This is a genomic window from Vibrio profundum, assembly GCF_050337555.1.
GTDB lineage: Bacteria > Pseudomonadota > Gammaproteobacteria > Enterobacterales > Vibrionaceae > Vibrio > Vibrio profundum.
The window spans coordinates 188,878-204,351 of record NZ_JAKJTA010000005.1; the positions used below are offsets into that span (position 1 = coordinate 188,878).

General features: G+C 44.7%; 14 protein-coding genes. 8 read left to right on the plus strand and 6 right to left on the minus strand.

The annotated features are described in order from the left end of the window. Positions 1-157: 157 nt before the first annotated feature. A complete protein-coding gene (hrpA, locus tag L4C34_RS05250; RefSeq protein WP_428788299.1) occupies positions 158-4,156 on the plus strand; it encodes an ATP-dependent RNA helicase HrpA in 3,999 nt (1,332 codons plus the stop codon). A gap of 133 nt (positions 4,157-4,289) precedes the next feature. Continuing rightward, positions 4,290-4,793 carry an outer membrane beta-barrel protein gene (locus L4C34_RS05255; protein ID WP_428788300.1) on the plus strand — a complete coding sequence of 168 codons (504 nt, stop codon included), beginning with the start codon at positions 4,290-4,292 and terminating at the stop codon, positions 4,791-4,793. Positions 4,794-4,868: 75 nt separating this feature from the next. Here L4C34_RS05255 and L4C34_RS05260 read toward each other — a convergent pair whose 3' ends face one another. Then, a complete protein-coding gene (locus tag L4C34_RS05260; RefSeq protein WP_428788301.1) occupies positions 4,869-5,330 on the minus strand; it encodes a hypothetical protein in 462 nt (153 codons plus the stop codon). A 152-nt stretch (positions 5,331-5,482) separates the two neighbouring features. Between L4C34_RS05260 and L4C34_RS05265 the strand changes: the two genes are divergently transcribed. Continuing rightward, the gene (locus tag L4C34_RS05265) at positions 5,483-5,899 is read left to right on the plus strand and encodes a hypothetical protein (protein ID WP_428788302.1); all 417 of its coding nucleotides are present in this window, start codon (positions 5,483-5,485) and stop codon (positions 5,897-5,899) included. Positions 5,900-5,958: 59 nt separating this feature from the next. Here the strand turns inward: L4C34_RS05265 and L4C34_RS05270 are convergent, their stop codons facing one another. Further along, positions 5,959-6,126: a hypothetical protein gene (locus L4C34_RS05270; protein ID WP_428788303.1), complete on the minus strand. Its 168-nt coding sequence runs from the start codon at positions 6,124-6,126 to the stop codon at positions 5,959-5,961. 272 nt (positions 6,127-6,398) lie between these two features. On the opposite strand from L4C34_RS05270, the gene L4C34_RS05275 reads away from it, so the two are divergent. Further along, on the plus strand, positions 6,399-7,901 hold the full coding sequence (locus tag L4C34_RS05275; protein ID WP_428788304.1) for an MFS transporter: 1,503 nt from the start codon (positions 6,399-6,401) through the stop codon (positions 7,899-7,901). A 97-nt stretch (positions 7,902-7,998) separates the two neighbouring features. Here the strand turns inward: L4C34_RS05275 and L4C34_RS05280 are convergent, their stop codons facing one another. Then, entirely contained in the window at positions 7,999-9,933 is a 1,935-nt protein-coding gene (locus L4C34_RS05280) for a fructose-specific PTS transporter subunit EIIC (protein ID WP_428788305.1), read from the minus strand. A 250-nt stretch (positions 9,934-10,183) separates the two neighbouring features. Between L4C34_RS05280 and L4C34_RS05285 the strand changes: the two genes are divergently transcribed. Together L4C34_RS05285 and L4C34_RS05290 are read left to right on the plus strand one after the other, a co-directional pair. Beyond that, positions 10,184-10,999 (plus strand): hypothetical protein, encoded by an 816-nt coding sequence (locus tag L4C34_RS05285; RefSeq protein ID WP_428788306.1) that lies wholly within the window; start codon positions 10,184-10,186, stop codon positions 10,997-10,999. Between the two features lie 16 nt (positions 11,000-11,015). Next, positions 11,016-11,375, plus strand: a complete 360-nt coding sequence (locus tag L4C34_RS05290; RefSeq protein ID WP_428788307.1) for a hypothetical protein — start codon at positions 11,016-11,018, stop codon at positions 11,373-11,375. Between the two features lie 21 nt (positions 11,376-11,396). Here L4C34_RS05290 and L4C34_RS05295 read toward each other — a convergent pair whose 3' ends face one another. Then, a complete protein-coding gene (locus L4C34_RS05295; protein WP_428788308.1) occupies positions 11,397-11,798 on the minus strand; it encodes a hypothetical protein in 402 nt (133 codons plus the stop codon). A gap of 98 nt (positions 11,799-11,896) precedes the next feature. Next, on the minus strand, positions 11,897-12,817 hold the full coding sequence (locus L4C34_RS05300; RefSeq protein WP_428788309.1) for a LysR family transcriptional regulator: 921 nt from the start codon (positions 12,815-12,817) through the stop codon (positions 11,897-11,899). 101 nt (positions 12,818-12,918) lie between these two features. Here L4C34_RS05300 and L4C34_RS05305 point away from each other — a divergent pair, with 101 nt between their 5' ends. Continuing rightward, positions 12,919-13,527 carry a short chain dehydrogenase gene (locus L4C34_RS05305; protein ID WP_428788310.1) on the plus strand — a complete coding sequence of 203 codons (609 nt, stop codon included), beginning with the start codon at positions 12,919-12,921 and terminating at the stop codon, positions 13,525-13,527. Between the two features lie 165 nt (positions 13,528-13,692). After that, positions 13,693-14,037 (plus strand): YajD family HNH nuclease, encoded by a 345-nt coding sequence (locus tag L4C34_RS05310; RefSeq protein ID WP_428788311.1) that lies wholly within the window; start codon positions 13,693-13,695, stop codon positions 14,035-14,037. Positions 14,038-14,334: 297 nt separating this feature from the next. Here L4C34_RS05310 and L4C34_RS05315 read toward each other — a convergent pair whose 3' ends face one another. After that, complete coding sequence (locus tag L4C34_RS05315) at positions 14,335-15,075, minus strand: substrate-binding periplasmic protein (RefSeq protein WP_428788312.1); 741 nt, start codon at positions 15,073-15,075, stop codon at positions 14,335-14,337. Positions 15,076-15,474: the final 399 nt, after the last annotated feature.

Sequence of the window (15,474 nt, forward strand, 5' to 3'; positions counted from 1 at the left end):
GTGATGGTTGAACGAAATGGATCGTGCGACGGACTATCTACTGTGATTATATTACGCTTGGCGCTGAACGAGAAACATTCGTTGATCATCGAAATGCAATCAAGCGAAATTCTCGCCTATTGTGGTACAATCTCGCCAGTTTTGTGTATTAGAAAGAATGGATAACGCTTTGACCACGTCACTGCCAAAAAATAACGCTGAAAAAGCGCACACAGTAAAAAATAATGATGCTAAGACGCTAAAAGCAGCGTTAGGCGAGTGCATGCTACGCGACCGTTTCCGCTTTAGTAAACGTATTCATGGCGCGAGCAGAATTAAAAATGCTGAATCTCGCAATCGCGCCCTTGATGATATTGCACTGAGGATTGCTCAATCCATCTCTGAAGCTGAAGCGCGTACTTCGGCCACGTGCAAAATTGAATACCCAGAGATTTTGCCAGTAAGTCAAAAGAAAGACGATATTGCGCAAGCGATCAGTGAAAACCAAGTGGTGATCATCGCTGGTGAAACTGGTTCAGGTAAGACTACTCAGATCCCCAAAATTTGTGTTGAACTGGGTCGCGGTAAGTTTGGCCTTATTGGTCATACCCAGCCGCGCCGATTAGCGGCTCGCTCAGTGGCAAATCGTATTGCCGAAGAAATGGAAACACCGCTGGGGAATTTGGTTGGCTATAAGGTTCGATTTAACGACCAAATATCTGAGCAAACCCAAGTTAAGCTCATGACTGATGGCATCTTATTGGCTGAGATTCAACATGATAAATTTTTAAACCAATACGACACCATCATTATCGATGAAGCGCACGAGCGCAGCTTAAACATCGACTTTATTTTGGGTTACTTAAAAGAGCTACTGCCGCGCCGTCCTGACTTGAAGGTGATCATTACCTCGGCAACGATTGACCCAGAACGCTTTTCCAAACATTTTAGTGATGCGCCGATTATTGAAGTTTCGGGGCGCACTTACCCCGTCGACACCCGCTATCGCCCATTAAGTGGTGAAGACGATATCGACCGCGATCAGATTGAAGGCATATTTGACGCAGTGGATGAGCTGTGTGATGAAGGGTTAGGTGACATCCTGATCTTTATGAACGGTGAAAGAGAAATCCGTGACACTGCGGATGCGTTAGGGAAACGCAACCTACGGGACACTGAGATAGTGCCACTGTATGCGAGATTGTCTGCGGGTGAGCAGAATAAAATCTTCCAACCTCACGCTGGTCGCCGAATTGTACTTGCGACCAACGTCGCGGAAACTTCATTGACAGTCCCGGGGATTAAGTACGTTATTGACCCGGGAACGGCGCGCATTAGTCGCTACAGTTATCGCACCAAAGTGCAACGCCTTCCGATAGAGCCTATTTCACAGGCAAGTGCAAGTCAACGGAAAGGGCGTTGTGGTCGTGTCGAAGAAGGGATTTGTATTCGCCTCTATTCAGAGGAAGAGTTTGAATCTAGACCAGAATTTACTGATCCTGAGATACTGCGGACCAATTTGGCTTCCGTTATCTTGCAGATGACCGCTCTGGGCCTTGGAGACATTGAAGCGTTTCCGTTTGTAGAAGCGCCAGACAAACGCTACATCCAAGACGGCATTCGCTTATTGGAAGAGTTAGGTGCGATTGCTAGCAACGAGCAAGCTTCTGAAGGTGTGGTTGAGGATGCTTCAACCACGAGAAAAACCGCGAAAGGCCGCAACGGACAAACGCGTTTGACTAAATCAGGTCAGATGTTAGCTCGTTTACCCATTGATCCAAGACTGGCACGCATGGTGTTGGAAGCGCCTAAATATGGCTGCTTGAAAGAATTGATGATTATCGCATCGGCACTGTCGATTCAAGATCCCCGTGAGCGCCCATCGGATAAACAGCAATCATCGGATGACAAACATCGCCGCTTCTTCCATGAAGACTCTGACTTTTTCACTTTGGTTAACTTGTGGAACTATGTGCAAAAAGAGCAGAAAGAGTTATCAAGTAATCAGTTCCGAAAACAGTGTAAACAAGACTACTTAAACTACCTACGTATCCGAGAATGGCAGGATGTTTATTTTCAATTACATCAAGCAATGCGTGAAATGGACTTTAAGCTCAATGATACTGCTGCGGGTTACGAAGGAGTGCACAGCGCAATCTTAGTCGGGCTGCTTTCTCATATCGGGGTGAAAGACCCGGAGAAAAATAACTATCAAGGTGCTCGCAACGCACGCTTTAATATTTTTCCAGCATCTGGGCTATTTAAGAAGCAGCCTAAATGGATCATGTCGGCTGAACTGGTGGAGACCTCGAAACTGTGGGGCCGCATCATCGCGAAAATTCAACCAGAATGGATTGAACCACTGGCGAAGCACCTGATCAAACGCAGCTATAGCGAACCGCATTGGTCGAAGAAACGAGCGGCAGTGATGGCCTACGAAAAAGTGATGCTTTACGGAGTGCCTATCGTTGCGAAGCGCTTGGTCAACTACAGCAATATTGACCCGTCAGTCAGCCGTGAGATTTTCTTGCGTAGTGCGCTTGTTGAAGGAGAGTGGGAAACCAAGCACGCCTTTTTCAAACAAAACCGCAAGCTATTGCAAGAGGTGGAAGAGCTTGAGCATAAATCACGTCGCCGAGATATTTTAGTCGATGACGATGAGCTGTTTGATTTCTATGATCAGCGGGTTGATTCTGAAGTGGTTTCTGGGCGTCACTTTGACGATTGGTGGCGACAAGCATCGAAACAAAACCGAGAGTTACTCAATTTCGAAAAAACGATGCTGCTGCGGGGCGATGCGAGCCACGTAACGGAACTGGATTATCCAAACTTTTGGCATCAAGCAGGGCTGAAACTAAAATTAAGTTACCAATTTGAACCCGGCTTTGATAGTGACGGTGTCACGGTGCATGTGCCATTACCGATCTTAAACCAAGTGGAAGCGGCCGGTTTTGATTGGCAGATCCCGGGGCTGCGTCATGAACTGGTCGTGAGTTTAATTAAATCTCTACCTAAAACGCTGCGTAAGAATTTTGTGCCAGCGCCAAACTATGCTGATGCGTTTCTTTCTAAGGCGACCCCTTTGCAGGTGCCTTTGCTCGATAGCTTAGAAAAAGAGCTGCGACGCATGACCGGGGTCGAGATACTTAGGGAGAATTGGAATTTAGCACAAGTTCCTGATCACCTTAAGATTACTTTCAGAGCGATAGACCATCGCAAACGTAAATTGAAAGAAAGTAAAGAGTTGGTTGCGCTGAAAGAGAGCCTAAAAGACGAAGTTCAACAGACACTGTCTAAAGTTGCGGACGACGATATAGAGCAACAAGGTTTGAGCACGTGGAGCTTTGGCGAACTGCCTGAAGTATACCAACAAAAACGTGGCGGTTTTGATGTTAAGGCTTTCCCTGCCATCGTTGATAATAAAGACAGCGTTGAAATTAAGCTGTTTGAGACGGAGCAAGAGCAGACAATGGCAATGCAAGCTGGTCAGCGCCGACTTGTGTTGCTGAATGTGCCGTCACCAATTAAGTATTTGCACGCTAACCTACCTAACAAGTCAAAGTTAGGATTGTACTTTAACCCGTACGGTCAGGTTTTAGACTTGATTGACGATTGTATTGCTTGCGGGGTTGATAAATTAATCGTGGAAAACGGTGGCTTAGTATGGCAACCAGAGAAATTTGAACAGCTAAAAGAAAAGATACGTGCCGACCTTAACGAAACAGTGGTGGACGTAGCTAAGCAAGTTGAAACTATTTTGACCACAGCTTTTCAGATCAACAAGAAGTTAAAAGGTAAAGTAGACTTCACCATGGCCTTTGCCTTGTCGGATATCAAAGCGCAACTTGAAGGTTTGATTTATAAAGGGTTTGCAACGGAGTCAGGTTGGAAAAAACTGCCAGACATATTACGTTACCTGAAGGCCATTGAGCGCAGAATGGAGAAGCTGCCGATCGACCCTAATAAAGATCGCTTACATATGCTGAAAATAGAAGCCGTCGCCAGCGACTATAAAAAGCTATTAAATAAGATCCCCGCAGGAGTCGAAATCCCATCTAATGTGCAGCAGATACGTTGGATGCTTGAAGAGCTTAGAGTCAGCTTTTTTGCCCAGCAGTTAGGAACCCCTTACCCTGTATCAGATAAACGGATAAAAAATGCCATTGATGAGTGTTAAGTGATTAACATTTTTCAAGGTATGAAACTTGCTATGCTTGATGTTGTACTAAAATTTTGACGGTGTACGGCAATACCTTGCACATGGTATGCTAGCAACATAATAAAAAATTAAGGAAAATAGAGGGTTAGATATGAAAAAAGCATTGCTTACCATTGCCTTGTTAGGGTGCTGCGCAACGGCGTCAGCTGAATCACTGGTTTACGGTGGTGTGGATGTCGGTTCATCTGATCTTGGCGGTGATTCTTCAACGGCTTATGGTGTGCACGTTGGTACAGGTCTAGGGTTATTGCCTTTGATGGGGTTAGAAGCGGGTTATCAAGACTTTGGTAAATTTGACAGTTCTGGCTACGACAACACTACAGGTGAGTTAGAGGCTAACACCAAGTACATTGCGCTTCGCCCAAGTTTGGATTTAGGCCCATTACAGGTGTATGCACGTGGTGGTATTCACGACTATGAAGTGAAATCTACCAGCGGCAGCTATAACGAAAGCGAATACGATGTGATGTACGGTGTCGGTGCAAACTATTATGCATTTGGCCCTATCGCCGTTGGTGCGAGCTATGATGTTTACAATTTAAAACATGACGACATTAAATTGCTTAGCCTAAACGTAAGTATGCATTTCTTGTAATCGATACTACCACTCGTCGATATTAGAATCTTCAAAGGCTACGTTTTTACGTAGCCTTTGGCTTTTATTTGTACTCTACTTATCGGCTGGTTTCTGCAGACTTATTTCCGCCTTTTGTAGGCGTATGTGTAGATTTTGTTTATTCCCCTGATGCCATTCTTTGGGCATTTTCGATGAAAGACCAAGCACTTCGAGTCGCTTTTGTTCTTGCTTACTGATCGCGCAATATTCAAGATGAATTGAAAGCAGTGTCGTTAACGATTCTCGCGTCAGGTTCTGTTCTCTCTCAAGGCTTTTTATTTCACCGACAATCACCGCTTCCGGGATCACTGCTGATAATACGGCATTATTGATATCGTTTGCAGTACGTGATCGCAGGCCTTTCTCTCTGGCTTGCAGCCAATCAGGTTTGTTTTTCTTGGTTGTGTATCCGTGCGAAAAGCAATAATAAGGCAGTAAAAAGCGAGGTAGGTTTTCCCAGCGCTGCCAGCGTGCTTCCCAAAAAATATGTTCTAGTTCTATCTCAGTGTCGGTCATACCAAAGACGCCTATATAGTGTTCGCCAGCGTTTATGTAGTGACGGTTGTATGTACCGTATTCGACAAAAACCAGCAGAGTACAGCGATAGAATTTTCCTTTTTGAAGCTCTGGTTCATACTACTAGTAGTCGTTATCACGTGGGAATAAAAATGAAAGAGAATGTTCATGGCATATCTTATCTTTCAGTGGAAGGTCATATCTTATACCAGGTCGCTGAGGGCTCTTGGAACCTACCTATGGCAAAAGAATATGGAGAGGAAGTAAGGGCACTGGTTGAAAATACCTTGCCTTCTTACTGGGTTCTGTTTGTTGACTTGAGAAAGTGGGAGCATTGTCCTCCCGACGTTTGGCAATATTTCGATGAGTTGTATTTGTGGTTTGCAGAGAATGGCATGATTGCCGAAGGTATCGTGAGCAACCAGAAGATGATCAACCATTTCGTGACTAAACTTGACGACGGCGCGGGGCATCCGACGCAATATGGTCAGTTTTTTTCGTCTGATTATGACGAAACATTGCAATGGTGCCAACGGCAAGTTGAGGGCTATGAAACTCAAAGTACATAGGAATAACCTGATGATGAGACTCTATTGCAACGTTTCTTGGGAGAGGAAAGTCTCTGGCTTTACTTTTCGTCATCAGTTCTAACAAATTTCGCCTTTTTTTGATCAACTAATTGCGCGGCATAAGATGGAGTAACGGCGCGCCTTTCGCCTTCTTCAACAAAAGTATCATCATCCCAGAAGTTATCTTTGTAATGGCCAGCTTCAATAAACTCTACGACTACTTTCATAAGCACTTCCCATAAATCAATGACTTTAATTAAAGTCTATCATATTGGGATTAGGATGCTTAAAAAAATAAGATTGAGTCTCATTAAATGTGGTGTGTGTTTCTATAGCATCACAGTCAGCGCATTTCGGCGTCGTTTCCTAAACCACTTAACAGGCTGGGTTGTTTCCGACAGCTAGATCTAGGTAGGAGTGATTTCTTCCAGTTGACCCGCCATTAATTGTCTTGTATGTTATTGATTCTTATTCTCATTAAGGTTTGAGCGCAAGTAATATGCACCGTTATCGAACTCATGCTCTGGTCATTGCGGCCTATCTCGGGACATTTCTAGCGACGCTTGACATTAGTATCGTCAACGTTGCTTTGCCTACATTACAACAAGCTCTTCATGCAGACATGGCGGGGCTACAGTGGATAGTTAATATTTATGCGATTGCGCTATCCGCTGTGATGCTTTCTGCGGGGCCATTAGGGGATAAATATGGCCATAAAAGAGTTTGGCTGGGGAGTGTCACTCTGTTTGTGATTGGTTCTCTGATTTGCGCCTTAGCTTATGATCTTCACACCCTGTTATGGGGCCGTGCCGTTCAAGGAGTCGCTGGTGCACTGTTGATCCCAGGGGCTATGCCAATATTGACCCATGCTTTTCCGGATCCCCGACAGCGCGCTCGTGCGATTGGGGGTTGGTCGGCAAGTAGCGCACTCGCGCTCGTTTCCGGCCCTTTGATCGGTGGGCTATTGATTGAACATATTGGTTGGTCAAGCATCTTTATGGTCAATATCCCGATCGGTATCGTTGCGGTCTTACTTGGCACTTGGGGAATTTCGGAGCGAAAACACCCAGAGCACGCCACATTTGATCCTGTTGGCCAAGTATTGAGCATGATATGGCTTGGGATGCTCTGCTATGCACTAATTGAAATTGGCGAGCATGGCGTTTCTATGGAGAAAGTACTCTTACCACTTTCCTGCGCCGCAGTGTTTTTTGGAGTATTTATCGGGGTTGAGAAGACCGTTAAACGGCCGCTGTTCCCCATTCAACTGTTTCGTAATATTTCTCTGACCGTGGCAAACATCGCCTCTTTTGCACTCGGGTTTTCTGCTTATGCTAGTCTCTTCTTTCTGTCTTTGTATCTTCAGGAAGCGCAGGGTGATACCCCGTCCATGGCTGGATTGCACTTGATGCCTCAGTTTGTCGTGATGGGAGCAGCGTCTCTGTTGTTCGGTCGTATGGCACATTATATATCGCTAAAAACGCTGATGGTGGGTGGGTACACTTTGGTGGGAGTGTCCTTGTGCTCAATGGTACTGTTTACGGCGAATACCCCTTATATCTTTGTCGGAGGTGCCCTAGCGATATTGGGGTTGGGCATGGGGCTTACAGTTCCTGCAACTGGGATGATGGTCATGGGATACGCACCGACTGAACAGGCAGGGATCGCTTCGGCAACCATGAATGCGCTTCGACAGATAGGTATGACATTGGGTATTGCCTTACTTGGCAGCGCTATGAGTCTCTATGCAATCCAGCATATGGCTGACGCAGTCACTTCCGGTACTATGCAAGGCGCCATCGAGATTGCTCGGCATGCAATTGTCAATAATGAGTTCCCTTCAAGCCCTGAAGGGTTGCTCTCGACCTATCGAAATTCTATGGCTGCTGGGTTTGGAATAGTGATGTTTTGTTCGGGTTTGTTGAGTATATTGGCGGCGGTTCTGCTGATAGTCTTCACTGGTGATAGAGAACCCGCACATGTTCCGGTGACAGAGTCCTAAATACGAGTATTAGCGATAAATACAAATCGCGGCGGTGAATAGGTAAGATATCAGGTAAATAGATCCGTAGGGGCAGCGGCCCCTACGGCATCGTTAGTTAGGCGGTCACTGGTGTGGTGCTAGCAGTGTCAGGCTTTAATTTGGATTGAATGATCAATTCCGCATTATGCATAGCTTCTTTGGTTCCGACATCGACGGCAGGCAGTCCGGCGAAGCGATCTTTGTCCTTGATGGCGACATCATGCGCAAAAATAACCAGTTGTGCAGCGGCCACATCACTAGGCGTTAACTTATTATTGGTGCCATTTGCGCCCTGAGTTTCCACTTTGATAGTGACACCCAGTTTGTTAGCCGCTTTCTCTAAACACTTCGCGGCTAGGAATGTGTGGGCTACGCCAGATGGGCAAGCGGTGATAGCAATAACTTGTGCTTGGCCTTTCGCAACGTTATGGCTGCTCGCCGTACTTTGAAGTATGCTCTCGGCTTCATCTTCTACTGCGTCTTTTTTCAATAGTGCTACGATAATCGCCGTGGTCAGGGAACCGGCAAGCGTGCCAATAATATAGCCAATCTTACCATCGACGACAGGCAGCACTATCCAACCGCCCCAAGGCGCGTGGTTGATAACATTGAACATGAAGCCTGTAACGTTACCGACGATACCCCCCGCAACGATTGATGGAATCACGCGGATAGGGTCGGCAGCGGCGAATGGAATTGCGCCTTCAGTGATACCGATAAGGCCCATGATCCCTGCGGCTTTCCCTGCTTCTTTTTCGAACTTTTTGAATTTTTTCGGGAATAAAAGCGTAGCAAGGAACATACCCAACGGTGGCGTACAAATCGCTATGCCGACACCACCCATTAGCCAAGGCTGAGTGTTGACCTGAGTTTGTGCAAACAGGGTCGCGACTTTGTTGATTGGTCCACCCATATCGAAGGCTGTCATAGCCCCGAGAATGGTTCCGAGTAGAATTTTGCCTGTGCCAGCCATGCTTGCCAACCAATGGTTCATTGCGGCCATCATGTGTGCGATCGGTGCGCCAAATAGCCACATGACAGCGGCACAGACGATGAATGTACCGACCAGCGGATAAATGAAAATCGAACCGAGTGAGGTCATGCTGTCTGGCAGTTTAATGCGCTTGAGCTGGGATACCACGAAGCCTGCAAAAAAGCCCACCACAATCGCGCCTAGGAACCCCGTATGATAGTTTTGCACGGCGATCCAAGAGCCAATCATACCCGGCGCAAGGCCCGGTTTGTCTGCAATGGAATAGGAAATATAACCGCCAAGCACGGCGGTAAATAGGGTTAGGCCTGCAATCCCCATCGTAGCGATGTCTTTCAACAACCCATGATCAGGTACTGCGCCTTGCCCTGATATCATCACTGAAAGAGACAGTAAAACACCACCCGCGACGATAAACGGAATCATGTGAGAGGTTCCGTAAAGCAAGTGTTCTTTCACTCGGCTTAATTTGGCTTTGATATTTTTGTCGTCGTCGGTATAGCCAGCGTCTAAATTGTTTGACTCAGAGGAGTTCGCTGGCGCAGGTTGTTTTTGTATTTGAGAGTCGGCGTCTTGAGAAAGCAATAATTGAAGAGCTTGCTGTTTGCTGGGAGCCTGTTTTAGCTTTTCAATAAAGCCGTCTTCGATCAGTTTACTGGAGATTTGAGCCAATACTTCGATGTGATGGTTGTCGTTTCCGTCCGGTGAGGCAAGCATAAAGATTAAGTCGGATGGCTCTCCATCTTCTGCGCCGTAGTCTATGCCAGTTCGGCTGATACCAACGGCAATAGCGGGCGATGCGACGTGTTGACTCTTGGCATGAGGGATCGCAATGCCTTGTTCAAATCCGGTGTTACCAATTTCTTCTCGTGCCCAAACATCTGCCAGATATTGCTCTTTGTCTGAGAGTTTACCTGCTTTGTCGAGTAAAGTTGCCATTTCGGCAAGCGCGTCTTGTTTTGTTTTTGCCGCGAGGTCTAGACAGATTAAGTCGGCATTAATTAGAGATTGGATCTCCATATATCACCCAAATTGTGCGTAAAGAGGGTCATTATTACGAGCTATCAATAATATTTATACTGGAGGATAGGAGCATTTACTGGACTTTAGTATCACCAGTTTGAGTTTGTGATCTTCGGCGTTATGCGCATTGTAATGACTCGGTTCTGTTGTCCAAGACAACACTGGGCTCTTGCTTACAATTAGGTTAATATGACTAAAAACAACAAATTAGATTGTTAGTTAGTCAACTACCTACGAAATAAGTATCGTGAATATCTCTTACCAAGCACTCGCAAATACAAAATATGCTCGTAATATGCACAGTTGGGAAAGCTGGAAACATCTGTATAAAAAGCAAATGGTGGATGTTTCTGGCTACGAAGAATGCCTTGTTGATGGTGTTTTCCGCAAGTTACCCAATCTTTCGCCGTCGGATGTGGTTCCTCAATATCATTTTCTGGATGAGAACGGCCAAAGCCACTATATCGACTTTATGATTTTGGATGAGGAAATGGGTGTCGCTCTACCCATTGAGATTGACGGCGAGGGTAGGGATGGATGGCGAGATTTTCTTGCGCGGCAAAATGCCTTGATCTCCCAGTTTGGGACCGTGCTGCGGGTCAGTCGCCACCAAATGTTCACGAATCCAGCCAATGTCATCGGAAAAGTTCATCGTGCACTACGTAGGCAGCGATTGACTCGGACACCAACGGAAGAGAACAGAAGGCAAGAACGAATTAAATTGGTTGCCGTTTATGAGAAGAAGCTAATAACCCTGTCTCAGGAGCCAGACTATCAGCATGATATTCAGTTAGAAATTCGCCAATTGAGCGCGGCTGTAACCGAGTTAAACGAGCAGGGCAGCAGATTTAATCCGCTTGACTACGACGCTCGCTCTATGAAAAAAACGATTCGGGTTATGCTTACGATCGGAGCCTTCTGTTTAGTCGGAGTCTTTGGGCGTATGGCCTTCTCAAGCCACAGTGTTGGCGTAGCTGGTGCTCCTCGAAGGGTTGTGACTAAGTTGGTCGTTAAAGTCATATATACCAAAAATATAGCGAAAGCTACCCACCCGATAAGCTAACTAATTTATGAAGTTTATGAAGAAACATTTTTTATTTTCTATCGTGTTACTTTCTTCCTCTTATGCGTGTGCAGAGCCAAAGATCGAGGCATATAAAGCGCCATTTTATGTTAATCAGCTAGTTGTGGCTTGCGGTGATATTGCACAAATTAGCGACGAAGATGAGATTGATTACCTGAACCTCGACTTGCCATACCCCAATCAAACATTGTCTATTGCCGTTGATAGCGACGTTATATTCGGGCTTGAGAGCCAATTTGGTGATATTAAAAGTTGGAACGGCAAGCAGGTATGTGTAAGGGGGAAAGTTGTTGAATCTCTGAGCCGCCTTCAAATAAACGTCTCAGATCCAGTGTGTTTACGTTTGATGGGCTAACCGAGTATTGATCTAACTTGTTTATAGGCCCTGTAAATAATGTTGTTGTTCCCGACACCATTTTAGTGCCTCGACCTCATTGCGGAAAAAGGCCTTTTTTAAGTTAGGGGTACTTTCAAATCTTTGATTCATCAAATGTTTCTCAATCGCATGGGTAGCGACCACAGCTTCAAATTTATGGTTGTGATCCATAAGCCATATTGCGGTCTCTCCCAACACATTCCATATTTCTGGAATCGATAAATCCCATTCCGTCATATTGAGCACGTTACCCCAAGGTTTGCCGTCTAAACGGACGACAATCTCTTTCAGGGTGTCGCTAAATTGAATCGCAGCTTCTTCATTCCAACTGCCTACAACACGGATAATCAATATGTCGTCTACAAACTCAAAATTATAGTCACCATGTACATTGAATTTCATTTTACCTTCTTTACGTCAGCTGAGTTATCGGGACGTACTCAAAGTATATACTCTCATTTTGATATATGAGTAGCGAAGAGATGATGCGTTATTGTTCGCTATTTTGGCCGCCAAGTTCTCTCATCGACCACATAGCCTGTTTCAGGTGTCAGCCAATCCATCACCGCTTGGTTGAACATCGCGAGTTTTTTAGGCGTTAAGCGATGAGAGGCATAAACAATATGCAAAGGTTGCGCCCTGATTGAATAATCGGGCATTACATGAGTGAGCTCACCACTTTTGATCAACGGCTCGACCTGATAATAGGGGAGGCTGGCAACCCCTAACCCTTGTTGTATCAGTTCTAGAACGCCGCTATAGCTATTGCACCGAATGCTGCCTGAAACGGTGAGCTCAAAGTTTCCCGTTGCGTTGAACAGATCAAATTGTGTTGTCTTAGTGGCTTCTTGGTAGAGAACAAAGTCTTCGGTAAGTAAGTTTTCCAACTCGAGAAAGCTACGTCCTTTTAGATATTGAGGGCTAGAGACTAACACATGCCGGATGTAGCCAAGTTCTCTTGCCACACTTTCGCTGGGTAATTCCTTTCCCGCTCGTATCGCAATGTCAAAGTCGCCTTCTTCCACTTTACGAGCGTGCGGGCCGAAGTCTAATCGCAAATTTATCTCAGGATAGGAGTCTTTGAACCTTGGTATTACATGTTGGCACAAGGCTTTGCCAAGCTCTAGAGGGGCTGTGATGCTTAGATCGCCCGTAATCGCTTGGGAAATATCTTTAACTTGAGTTTCTGCCTCTCTCGCTAGCACTTGAATTTTTTTAGCTTTTAAGAATAAAGCTTCACCACTTTCGGTCAGCGTTACCGAACGGGTCGAGCGATGAAATAGTTTGCAATTTAGGCTTGCTTCCAAGGCTTTAACATGACGAGAAACTAAGCCTTTTGATACGTCAATAGCGTCGGCCGCGCCAGTAAAACTGTTGTTTTCCGCCACCTTTAGAAAGGTCTGTAAGTGAGTCAGGTCCATCAATTAACCCTAATTAGTAAACAATAGGTTTAGTTTTTGCTGTTTTTCATCAAATGGCAAGAGAATAGAATTCACTACGTACACAATAATAGGAAAACAAGATGAAAGTATTAGTTATTGGTGCCAACGGCACGATAGGTCGACACGTAGTCGGTGCACTTGAAAAACAACACGAGGTAGTGAGCGCAGGTAGAACGTCTGGCGATGTGCGATTAGATGTCGCAGATCCTCTTTCAGTCACGAATGCTTTGGAGCAAGTTGGGCCAGTCGATGCGATCATCTGCGCAGCAGGCCAAGTGGCGTTTAACTCGTTTTTGCAACTGAGCAGTCAAGATTGGGAAAAAGGGATACAAAGCCGCTTGATGGGGCAAATCAACTTAACGCAAATCGGTCTCAAGTACCTAAAGGATGGAGGTAGTATCACTTTGACTACAGGAATCACCGCAGATCGTACAATACGTCATGGTGTGAGTGCGGCAACGTTGAATGGCGCTATCCAGCACTTTGTGCAAGCTGTCTCCAACGAGTTGCCGAGGAAAATCCGTATCAATGCAGTTAGTCCTACGGTATTGACTCAGTCGGTGGAAAAGTACGCTGACTATTTTCCGGGATATCACTCGGTCGATGGTGACGCTTTAGCTAGTTCCTATGTACGCTCTGTACTTGGGGCCGAAACAGGTCAAACGTATCGTGCGTTTGCTGGAAATTAACTTATCGATTCGTTTGCGAGGAATCAAAGACTGAGCGATTGAGCCAGCTTAACACTAACATCGATACGATCTGGCGGCTGGGAGTGGCGTTACCTAGCCCAATTTTGTTAAAGTAAGCTCCATTACTTTACAGGGTTAAATACTATTTAATAGGGTATAGATACTATGTCGTCAGATTTTTATGGTTCTAGTGCTGCGTACGCGCGTAAAGAAAGTGGCTATCGAGAAAAAGCTCTGAAGCTTTACCCTTGGATTTGTGGAAATTGTGCTCGCGAGTTTGTTTACTCTAACCTTCGGGAGTTGACCGTTCATCATAAAGACCACGATCACACCAACAATCCATCAGATGGAAGCAACTGGGAATTATTGTGCATATACTGCCACGATCATGAACACTCAAAATACACTGACCACGACCGTTATGGTGTCGATCCGACAGCGCGATTAGATGATCACGAAAGCGCAACCTATAACCCGTTCGCAGATCTTGCGAGCCGAATGAAAAAATGATGAGTTAGGAGTTGGTCAACGTTCTAAAACATAGACCAAATACATTACTTACGTTACTGCCTTGGAGCTTCTGCAAGTTTTCTAAGGCAGTTTTGGGTAGGCCTTATCGTAATCGAAACAAGTCGGCATAATGATCATGTCATTTATTTACGATTCAATAGCGATTTTCTGAAGCTTTTTGGAAAGCACACACGAAAACAACACGCAGTTGTGACTCGACATCCAACCAACTCACTCACTATTGAGTTTCCCAAGCACTAGCGATAGTTGCAGCCGTGACGAGAGGGTGTATACACGCTAGTTTTGACCGAACCTTTTTAATATTTTTGAATAGCTTCCATTAGCCTTCATTTCTTTGAGAGATTGATTGAATTTAGTTATTATCGCTCCATTGTTTTGGCTGTTTTTCCTCTTTTTACTTAAAATAACGAAAACATCAAATGACTTATACGGAGGTTCAAGGATTTCGAGATTTTTTTGAAGAGCTGGATTATCTTTCAGTAACAAATTTAATTGAGGTCTACCCATCAAAACTAAATCGATTCTCCCAGCCGATACCTTTTTTAGGCTCTGTAGGTCATTCGATGTCTCCTGTATCTTGAAACCTTGATTTTTCAACTCTTCTAATTGACCTCCTCCACGCAACCCACCAATAACATACGGTTTGAGATCATTCACATCGCTGTACTTGATGTCAGCATTTACATTCTTAACAAAGACTTCTTCTACTGCGTAAACAGAATCGGAATAATCAAAAGATTTACTTCTATCTTCCGTATAATAAGCACCCATTACGCCATCAAATTCTCCTTTCTTTGCCGTTTCAACCGCTCTACTCCAAGGGATGAATTTCACGTCCATGTCATATCCTGATTTATTAAATGCTTCTCTTGCCAGCGCAGAGAAAAATCCATTTTCAGGTAAGCTCTTTCCATAAACTGGTTCCCAATTCGTTGTGACTAAAGATATTTCCTCCGAAGATACGTTAAAGGAAAGTAAAGAAATCAACAGTGGGATCAACGTTAGCTTGTTATTCATTCTATGCCTTTATAGGTAGGTGGATATAGGGTAATTCTATACCATTATCCCAATATTACTATTTTATCGATTTTAAGGAAGGGAAGTAGAGGGGTATGAAACTTCTGTTATCTAAGATTAGTAGTAGTGAATCGGAGTGTTTGTTGTGTTTATCTGATAGGGAATAAAAACCATGTCTGTATTTATTTGTCAGAATAGTAAAGGGAAGTAACATAATAACTATATATTAATAATACTCAATATTTAATTGGTGAAGAAAACGAGTGGTATGATACCTATAAGGTTTATAACGGGACAGTGTTATATTCCATTGAAATTATTAGGTTTGTTTTTATGTGTCTTTTATCGGTTTTATACAAAACTAGATCAACGTCAGCCAAGAGTAAGTCTGTGCACTAT

Bases quoted from the DNA above. Each gene is read 5' to 3' on its own strand.
- L4C34_RS05260 (WP_428788301.1), bottom strand. From the start codon at position 5,330: ATGACCGACACTGAGATAGAACTAGAACATATTTTTTGGGAAGCACGC.
- L4C34_RS05305 (WP_428788310.1), top strand. From the start codon at position 12,919: ATGAAAGTATTAGTTATTGGTGCCAACGGCACGATAGGTCGACACGTA.
- L4C34_RS05265 (WP_428788302.1), top strand. From the start codon at position 5,483: ATGAAAGAGAATGTTCATGGCATATCTTATCTTTCAGTGGAAGGTCAT.
- L4C34_RS05270 (WP_428788303.1), bottom strand. From the start codon at position 6,126: ATGAAAGTAGTCGTAGAGTTTATTGAAGCTGGCCATTACAAAGATAAC.
- L4C34_RS05255 (WP_428788300.1), top strand. From the start codon at position 4,290: ATGAAAAAAGCATTGCTTACCATTGCCTTGTTAGGGTGCTGCGCAACG.
- L4C34_RS05300 (WP_428788309.1), bottom strand. From the start codon at position 12,817: ATGGACCTGACTCACTTACAGACCTTTCTAAAGGTGGCGGAAAACAAC.
- L4C34_RS05290 (WP_428788307.1), top strand. From the start codon at position 11,016: ATGAAGAAACATTTTTTATTTTCTATCGTGTTACTTTCTTCCTCTTAT.
- L4C34_RS05280 (WP_428788305.1), bottom strand. From the start codon at position 9,933: ATGGAGATCCAATCTCTAATTAATGCCGACTTAATCTGTCTAGACCTC.
- L4C34_RS05310 (WP_428788311.1), top strand. From the start codon at position 13,693: ATGTCGTCAGATTTTTATGGTTCTAGTGCTGCGTACGCGCGTAAAGAA.
- L4C34_RS05295 (WP_428788308.1), bottom strand. From the start codon at position 11,798: ATGAAATTCAATGTACATGGTGACTATAATTTTGAGTTTGTAGACGAC.
- hrpA (WP_428788299.1), top strand. From the start codon at position 158: ATGGATAACGCTTTGACCACGTCACTGCCAAAAAATAACGCTGAAAAA.
- L4C34_RS05275 (WP_428788304.1), top strand. From the start codon at position 6,399: ATGCACCGTTATCGAACTCATGCTCTGGTCATTGCGGCCTATCTCGGG.
- L4C34_RS05315 (WP_428788312.1), bottom strand. From the start codon at position 15,075: ATGAATAACAAGCTAACGTTGATCCCACTGTTGATTTCTTTACTTTCC.